The sequence below is a fragment of the Blautia sp. ZXY-1-C6 genome (assembly GCF_056339875.1).
Map to the genome: position 1 here is coordinate 1 of NZ_JBWJVQ010000236.1, position 6,989 is coordinate 6,989.

Annotated in this window: 8 protein-coding genes and 2 pseudogenes; 9 read left to right on the forward strand and 1 reads right to left on the reverse strand. The window is 37.9% G+C overall.

The features are described from left to right. Nucleotides 1-335 precede the first annotated feature (335 nt). The 6 genes and pseudogenes from AC075J_RS14655 to AC075J_RS14680 all read left to right on the forward strand — a co-directional run bounded on the left by AC075J_RS14655 (nt 336) and on the right by AC075J_RS14680 (nt 4,008). Nucleotides 336-1,073: a helix-turn-helix domain-containing protein gene (locus AC075J_RS14655; protein ID WP_055053634.1), complete on the forward strand. Its 738-nt coding sequence runs from the start codon at nt 336-338 to the stop codon at nt 1,071-1,073. A gap of 237 nt (nt 1,074-1,310) precedes the next feature. Next, nucleotides 1,311-1,484: pseudogene (locus tag AC075J_RS14660) on the forward strand (ATP-binding cassette domain-containing protein); the annotation flags it as partial. 432 nt (nt 1,485-1,916) lie between these two features. Then, complete coding sequence (locus AC075J_RS14665; protein WP_055053636.1) at nt 1,917-2,417, forward strand: nitroreductase family protein; 501 nt, start codon at nt 1,917-1,919, stop codon at nt 2,415-2,417. 62 nt (nt 2,418-2,479) lie between these two features. Continuing rightward, a complete protein-coding gene (locus tag AC075J_RS14670) occupies nt 2,480-3,040 on the forward strand; it encodes an NUDIX hydrolase (protein ID WP_055053637.1) in 561 nt (186 codons plus the stop codon). Between the two features lie 314 nt (nt 3,041-3,354). Then, complete coding sequence (locus tag AC075J_RS14675) at nt 3,355-3,570, forward strand: hypothetical protein (RefSeq protein WP_055053638.1); 216 nt, start codon at nt 3,355-3,357, stop codon at nt 3,568-3,570. Between the two features lie 21 nt (nt 3,571-3,591). Beyond that, nucleotides 3,592-4,008 (forward strand): hypothetical protein, encoded by a 417-nt coding sequence (locus tag AC075J_RS14680; RefSeq protein WP_055053639.1) that lies wholly within the window; start codon nt 3,592-3,594, stop codon nt 4,006-4,008. Between the two features lie 50 nt (nt 4,009-4,058). Here the strand turns inward: AC075J_RS14680 and AC075J_RS14685 are convergent. Further along, nucleotides 4,059-4,577 (reverse strand): annotated as a pseudogene (locus AC075J_RS14685) (helix-turn-helix domain-containing protein). 351 nt (nt 4,578-4,928) lie between these two features. Between AC075J_RS14685 and AC075J_RS14690 the strand changes: the two are divergent. The 3 genes from AC075J_RS14690 to AC075J_RS14700 all read left to right on the forward strand — a co-directional run bounded on the left by AC075J_RS14690 (nt 4,929) and on the right by AC075J_RS14700 (nt 6,464). After that, a complete protein-coding gene (locus AC075J_RS14690; RefSeq protein WP_055053680.1) occupies nt 4,929-5,147 on the forward strand; it encodes a hypothetical protein in 219 nt (72 codons plus the stop codon). Between the two features lie 138 nt (nt 5,148-5,285). Then, nucleotides 5,286-5,678: a hypothetical protein gene (locus AC075J_RS14695; RefSeq protein ID WP_226839760.1), complete on the forward strand. Its 393-nt coding sequence runs from the start codon at nt 5,286-5,288 to the stop codon at nt 5,676-5,678. 267 nt (nt 5,679-5,945) lie between these two features. Beyond that, on the forward strand, nt 5,946-6,464 hold the full coding sequence (locus AC075J_RS14700) for a flavodoxin family protein (protein WP_476390469.1): 519 nt from the start codon (nt 5,946-5,948) through the stop codon (nt 6,462-6,464). Nucleotides 6,465-6,989: the final 525 nt, after the last annotated feature.

Consider the following 6,989-nt stretch of genomic DNA (forward strand, 5'->3'; position numbering starts at 1 on the left):
GGAGATGTCAAGTGGAATCCTCTCCGCGGAGAAGGAGCGTGTCAGATAAATTGACAACAGGAATGGAACCAAGCTGAAATATAAAAAAAGTAACTATAAAAGTTTGGTAAAGACAGGAATATCCGCGGAAGATGCTGTGGAGTGGATTGAAGCAGATGATTTTGAGCTGCTTAATAGTATTGCATTTATCATAGCAAAAAAAGACGATACGAACATTTCAGGAATTTGAGAGATTTAAAAAGTTACAGATTGACACCTGCTGTCAACCAAAGCTACAATTCATGGTGTTGAGCGCGCTTATCAATGAATTTGTGATAAGAAAGGATGTAGTTTTCATGAACGGATTAAAATTTATAAGAACAAGGTGCAATATGTCTTTAAATGAGTTAGCAGACATTCTGGATGTAAGCCGGCAACAGGTAAGTGCATGGGAAAACGGTGTAAAGACTATTTCTCAGAAAAGATTACGCCAGTTATCAGAGTATTTTGGTGTAGATGAAAAATTTTTTCTGGATATATCAGAGGATGATAAAGAGTTTATTGTTTCCAAAGCCCTGTACCGTCGTCAGGACAATGAAAAAGAGGTATATTGTTTTGTAAAACAGGGAGAGATGGCAGATGACTTCAAGTATAGACCGTTTTCGTATCCTGATTTTGAGGAATCCTTAGATGAACATATGATTCGTGCGAAGAGGAAGAAAAAAGATACAATAGAGGGAATACAAGAGGCAATGGGATATTTTGGCAAGCCGAATAAGATTATTGAGGAGATTTCTGCAATTAATCGTGGCTGCAAGGTTTATGATGCACTTACAAAATATTTGAGACAAATGCCAAATGAGGATCCGGGATCAATTATTTTGTATTATAATATGGCCAGAAATGTTCTTTTTTCGCTTTTGATTGCAAATGGATTGATGAGCCAAGAAGAACTTGAAAAGGAATTTAGATATAGTATTGGAAGTAAACTATATGATGACATGGAATGGATCTATGAAATAGCTGACATTTTCAAAAAGAGATATGATGATAAAGTGAAGTTGATCGAAGAAATAAGATCAAATTTAAAATAATAAGTAAAAATGTTCATAGTTGAGATGTCAGAAAATCATGGATATTCTTATGCTTTTTATTGCTGGAGAAATCGTCAAAAATGAAATATATAAAAGTTGGGAGTCTGCTGGTATTGTGCTGGCAGACTTTCTTTGATCCTGAAAACAGGAAATTGGATTCTCTCCGCGGAAACTTTTATTCGGTAACTAAGTATTTGGAAAAGAGGAGCTTTTTTCCGCGGATATGATAAAATAATAGTTACAATGTATCCCAAGGAACTGTCAGGCGGAATGAAACAGGGAGTGGCTATTGCCAGAGCTTGTTCAGCACATCCGGAAGTGCTTTTGTTGAATGAACCTTTCAGTGCACTGGATGCGCAGACGAGGATTAAGCTTCAGTCGGGACTTCTGGATGCATGGGAGCAGGAAAAAAATTATAAAGAAGTAGCAAAACTGGTTAATTTATTACATGAAAATTGTTTCCACTTAGGATAAAGAACTGAATCAGTCGGAAATTGACTGTCTGCTGGTACAGAGTACATCCTATTCGCCAAAAGCACTTCTGGAAAAAGGTATGCAGGAACAAACTCTGGAACTGATTCGTTCTTATCTGGAAGAAAACAAATGAATTTTTCTCAGCAGCAATGAGATTGCCAGCAAAGTAAATCTTTCCAGGATTACCGTTCGCAGATATATGAATTATCTGGTGGAGAACAGGGAGATTATCAGCCAGATCGATTACTCTACAGGAGAGGAGACTGCTCTTCTGTAAAATATCAGAAGAACTGAAAAAATATGAGGCTTTATAAAATATACATGCTATAATAGGATCATCTGAATAATTCGTAAAGGAGACGAAAAGCTATGAACAGCATTTTTCACAGAATCAGTGTAAGAAAATATGAAGATAAACCAGTAGAAAAAGAAAAAATCATGGAAATCCTGAAGGCGGGAATGCAGGCGCCAAGTGCATGTAACCAGCAGCCATGGGAATTTTATGTGGTAACAGACAAAGAAAAAATCCAGAAATTATCCAAAGTAACACCATACACCGGCTGTGCAGCAGGGGCACCTGCAGTAATCGTACCGGTCTATCATACAGAAGGACTTGTTGCACCATCTTTTGCACAGATTGACATGTCTATTGCCCAAGAGAATATCTGGCTGGAAACAGATACTCTTGGTCTGGGTGGAGTATGGTTTGGCATTGCTCCGGTAGAAGAACACATGGAAAAAGTTCACAGACTTCTGGATCTTCCGGAAAATGTAAAAGTTTTTTCCATGTTTGCACTGGGTTATCCGGCAGAAACAAGACCTCAGCAGGATCGGTTTTATCCAGACAGAATTCACTTTATCGAAAAATAAAATAAAGAACTGACAGGGACAAGACTGTTTGAATTTTTTATAAATTAAAGAAGGAAAAATAGATGGAATTATTTGACGTTATAGACAGCAAAGGTAATCCGGCTGGACAGATTGTATCAAGGGAAAAAGCCCATGCAGAAGGAATCCCCCATAGAACAGCCCACATATGGATTATTCGGAAAAAGGAAGGCAGAGTGCAGATTCTTTTACAGAAACGCTCACAAAACAAGGATTCTTTTCCGGGAAAATTTGATACTTCCTCGGCAGGACACATCCAGGCAGGAGACGAACCACTGGAATCTGCACTTCGGGAACTGAAAGAAGAACTGGGAATCAGCGCAACACCGGAACAGCTACACTTTGCCGGAACCTTCCCCATATCCTTCGCAAAGGAATTCCATGGAAAAATGTTTCGGGATGAAGAAATTGCTTTTGTCTACATCTATCGGGAGCCTGTGAATATAGCGGAACTTGTTCTTCAGACAGAAGAAGTAGAGGAAGTTCAGTGGTTTGATCTGGAAGAAGTATATGAACAGTGTGGAAAACATAGGGAGATATTCTGTGTGCCCGCACTGGGCCTGGGAGTGGTGCGGAGATATCTGAAAAGCATTGAAAAGAATTAGGCTGAAAGAAAACGCCCTGGAGCACAAAAAAGAGAATTCTTGAAATTCGAGAAATATAAAGGTTCAATTCTTCATAATGGATATTTATTGTGAAAAAAATAATCTGCTATACTGACAATATCAACAGCAAAGCAGAATAGCGAGGTGATCGGATGGAAGCAGTACAGAGAATTCGATTGATCCGAATTATAGAAAAAATGGAGAAAAATCCGGAATTCTGTAATAAGTTTGGAATAAAGAATACATCTGAATATATAGCAGAAAAAGAATCAAAAAAAGGCATATATTAGAATGAGTTTCAGGAGGGGTAAAAAATGTTATCATTATTGTTTACAATTTGTATGATCTGGTTTGTAGGAAAATTATTTGCTTTTGGGTTAAAAGCATCCTGGGGAATTATGAAATTACTTTGCACAGTAATCTTCTTCCCGGTGATATTGATAGGTATGGTTTTGGGTGGACTGATGTATATTGCTTTTCCATTGTTAATTGTCGGTGGCATTGTAGCATTGGCAACATCACGTTCATAATGGATCAGAAGGAGAAAACGAATGGGATATGATATTGAGAAAGAAAAGAGAGAAGCTATTGAAGCTGGCCGAAGAGCACTGAATAGTCTTCGTACAGCAAAAGAAAATTTAAACAGTGCAAAGAACTGGGGTCTGGTAGATATGTTTGGCGGTGGCTTTTTCACCACGTTGTTAAAACATTCCAAAATGGATCAGGCGAAACGAAATATGGAACAGGCAAAGTACGATCTTCGTAGTTTCAGCAGAGAATTAAACGATGTAAATATGGCATGTAACCTGAATATCAATACTGGAGATTTTCTTTCTTTTGCGGATTATTTTTTTGATGGATTTGTTGTGGACTGGGTGGTCCAAGACCGGATCAATAATGCAAAAAGACAGGTAGAAGAAGCAATTCGAAGGACCGAAAGTATAGTCAATCAATTGCAACGTATGTAAGGTAAAGGCAATGAATCCAAAATAGACCATTGCCTTTCGTGCAGTGTGGATTATTTTAATTTTGTTTTTTCGGCATTTAAAAGTTCAAGATTGAGCCCCTGCTCCCCGGCTGTCTTATCTACCCAAAGATTCAAAGAGTCTATGGCTAAAGAAATCTCATCAAGTTTTTTACTGATATAAGCAAAATCTTTCATTTCATCATCGCTGATCTTGCCGTCACGTGCAATTTGAATCAGACGGCCGGTAAGAGGATTGATTTCATTTAAGCTGGCAATTGTCTCCAAAATGATATTTAGGCTAATTAGTCACTTCTACTTCTGGAAACATAACGCTGGCCTATTTCGCATTTGTGAGAGCAGTAATAATTGCAAAGATCTGGTCTTTTATAGGCATCTGCCATCTGGAGGATATCATAAGAGCGTAGGTTCTTGGGTTTCATATTCAAATTTTTCAATTTTTGAAGCAGAGACAGCATCCATTTTTTCGCTGGCCTCTGCTCTTGTAAGTCCTGCCGCTTCTCGGCAAAGCTGGTAAATAGTTTTGTTTTCTCTGGTGGATTGTTTACCCATGCGAATTCCTCCCTCGTATATCGCTAGGCATGAGGATTACCTGTCTTCCAGACCACATGCTGCGCGGTTATTTCATAATATATTTTATTATACTTGATTTGTAAACTTACAACAAGTAATTGATGGTATAATGTCCATAGGCAAATAAGCGAATGTCGCCTGTTATGCGATTTCAAAAAGAGAAAAGAGTATTATTCTGAGATAAAACCAAAGGATAAAAGTGTCAGGAGGATGAAGATATGAGTAAAAAAGGATATAGCAGACCAGGATTGTTTGGTGGATTCAATTATTACGATGAATAAGAACTGTAAAGGTGGTACAGATATGGCACATCAGAAAGAAGGCGATAGTATGGGATTGTTCAAAAAGAAAAACGTTAAAAAATCTTATGATAGAGAATGTATGAAACCAGTAATCCGTGCAAGTATTTGTACTGGTGAGCAGGTGGCAGGATTCAAAGATATACAGACTGGAAAACTGGAAGAAATCATGCTGATCAAGTCTCCCAAGGATTTAGATGACTTTAAAAATACGTATGGGATAACAGAAGAAATCGAAAAAGAATACTGAATGAGGATATATATGCAAAAGAACAACAGAAGCTATAAGGATTTAAAATAAAAACAAAAAAGTGCAATAGCCGATAAAACATACAGTATGTATTTGGCGTTCTATCTTGAAAACCATCGGATGCCGGATGTTTCTGAAATGAATGATATCTGCAAAAGACTGTTTGCAACAGTTCAAGCCCTTGCTCCTAAAACAGAATACGAAGAGTTTTATAAAGTTGTTGAAAAACGTGTCTTAGGATATGAATCTCGTATATTGAAAGATATTAAGGATGGGATTACAATAGAAACATTAAATACCAAAAAACAAAGGAAAGCTCCTGAAGAAAAAACAGCTGTTGCGAAACAAAAGAAGCAGCAGAAGCGAGCAAAACGGAAAAAAGAAGCAAGAGATAATCTGACCAAAGAAGAAATCTTGCAGGATGACCGATTTTTCTTTATTGCTGGTTATACCTCCGGAGGTGCACCGTATGGTGTCACCTGGGAAGAAATGGGGCTGAAACCATGGGAAGATTTGGAAGAAAATGAGTAAAAAGATAAGCGTAAAAAATCTGGAACTGTATCAAAAAAAAACAGCAAGACGTGCGCTTATGTCCATGCGGTAGATTATATCCTATGGACGTGGTGCTTTGCCAAAATTGATAGAAAAATCAACGGAGATTGAATTAAATGAAAGTAATGCTTGTTAACGGAAGCAGTCATCTGCATGGAACAACAATGACAGCTTTGGAAGAAATGATCAAAGGTATTTCATTCAGAAGAAGTAGAGACAGAGGTTGTTCAGCTTGGAGGAAAGCCGATAGCAGATTGTCTTCAATGTAATGTCTGTCAAAAAACAGGAAAGTGTGTGATTAAAAATGATGGCGTGAATGAATTTGTTGAAAAGGCTAAAACAGCAGATGGCTTTGTATTTGCAACACCAGTATATTTTGCACATCCAAGTGGACGTATTTATGATTTTTTGGACAGAGTTTTTTACAGTGCCGGAGGTTATGACGCCTTCAAATTTAAACCGGGTGCTGCTGTTGCAGTAGCAAGAAGAGGAGGAACCACGGCAGCTCTTGATGGGATCAATAAATATTTGGGGATTGCACAGATGCCAGTCGCCGGTTCTACCTATTGGAACATGGTACATGGTCTTTACGGAGAAGAAGCTTTTCAGGATGAAGAAGGTATGCAGACCATGCGGAATCTTGCACGAAACATGATATGGATGATGCGCTGTTTTAAACTTGGAAGAGAGAGTGGTATTCTGTATCCGGAAACAGAAACTGATGCTTGTACCAATTTCATAAAACGAAGTGATACGTTACGTTAAGCCGATGGCTTTAATTGGAAGTTTTGGCATTGAAATGTCCGTAGCGAAAAAGACTGATAAAATAATACAGGAAAGCTGACTGGTAAGGTGATGGAAGGGGGGGTTTGTCTGCGGATGGGCTACAGGACTGATATTCGGATCTGAAAAACAACAAGATCAGTTAAGATTCAGCTGCGGTCTGCTTATTGATGTTATATTATTGTTGGATCGAATATGTCAAATGGGCATGGTTGATAAGTGGAGTATTCTCCGCAAAGTAAAAACCATAATCCTGCTGACAAAACTTGTAGATATTGCGTGTCATGTCAGTGGGATTATTTCTTGTGTCAAGTAAGAAGAGAGTAAAAAAGTGAATTCGAATTCACTTTTTGAGGAACAGGATGTACCGTAAAAACATGTTGTAGGTATAGAAGTCTGCCGTTTGCACGGAAAGGTGTAAACGGCAGACCTTAATATGATTATAAGAGTTTTGTAAGCTTATTTTTTTGTATGATAATCAATTCCTTTATATTCATGGATTCCGTA

What these genes read in the sequence shown, in the direction of transcription:
- AC075J_RS14655 (WP_055053634.1), top strand. Translation starts at nt 336, where the DNA reads ATGAACGGATTAAAATTTATAAGAACAAGGTGCAATATGTCTTTAAAT.
- AC075J_RS14665 (WP_055053636.1), top strand. Translation starts at nt 1,917, where the DNA reads ATGAACAGCATTTTTCACAGAATCAGTGTAAGAAAATATGAAGATAAA.
- AC075J_RS14670 (WP_055053637.1), top strand. Translation starts at nt 2,480, where the DNA reads ATGGAATTATTTGACGTTATAGACAGCAAAGGTAATCCGGCTGGACAG.
- AC075J_RS14675 (WP_055053638.1), top strand. Translation starts at nt 3,355, where the DNA reads ATGTTATCATTATTGTTTACAATTTGTATGATCTGGTTTGTAGGAAAA.
- AC075J_RS14680 (WP_055053639.1), top strand. Translation starts at nt 3,592, where the DNA reads ATGGGATATGATATTGAGAAAGAAAAGAGAGAAGCTATTGAAGCTGGC.
- AC075J_RS14690 (WP_055053680.1), top strand. Translation starts at nt 4,929, where the DNA reads ATGGGATTGTTCAAAAAGAAAAACGTTAAAAAATCTTATGATAGAGAA.
- AC075J_RS14695 (WP_226839760.1), top strand. Translation starts at nt 5,286, where the DNA reads ATGAATGATATCTGCAAAAGACTGTTTGCAACAGTTCAAGCCCTTGCT.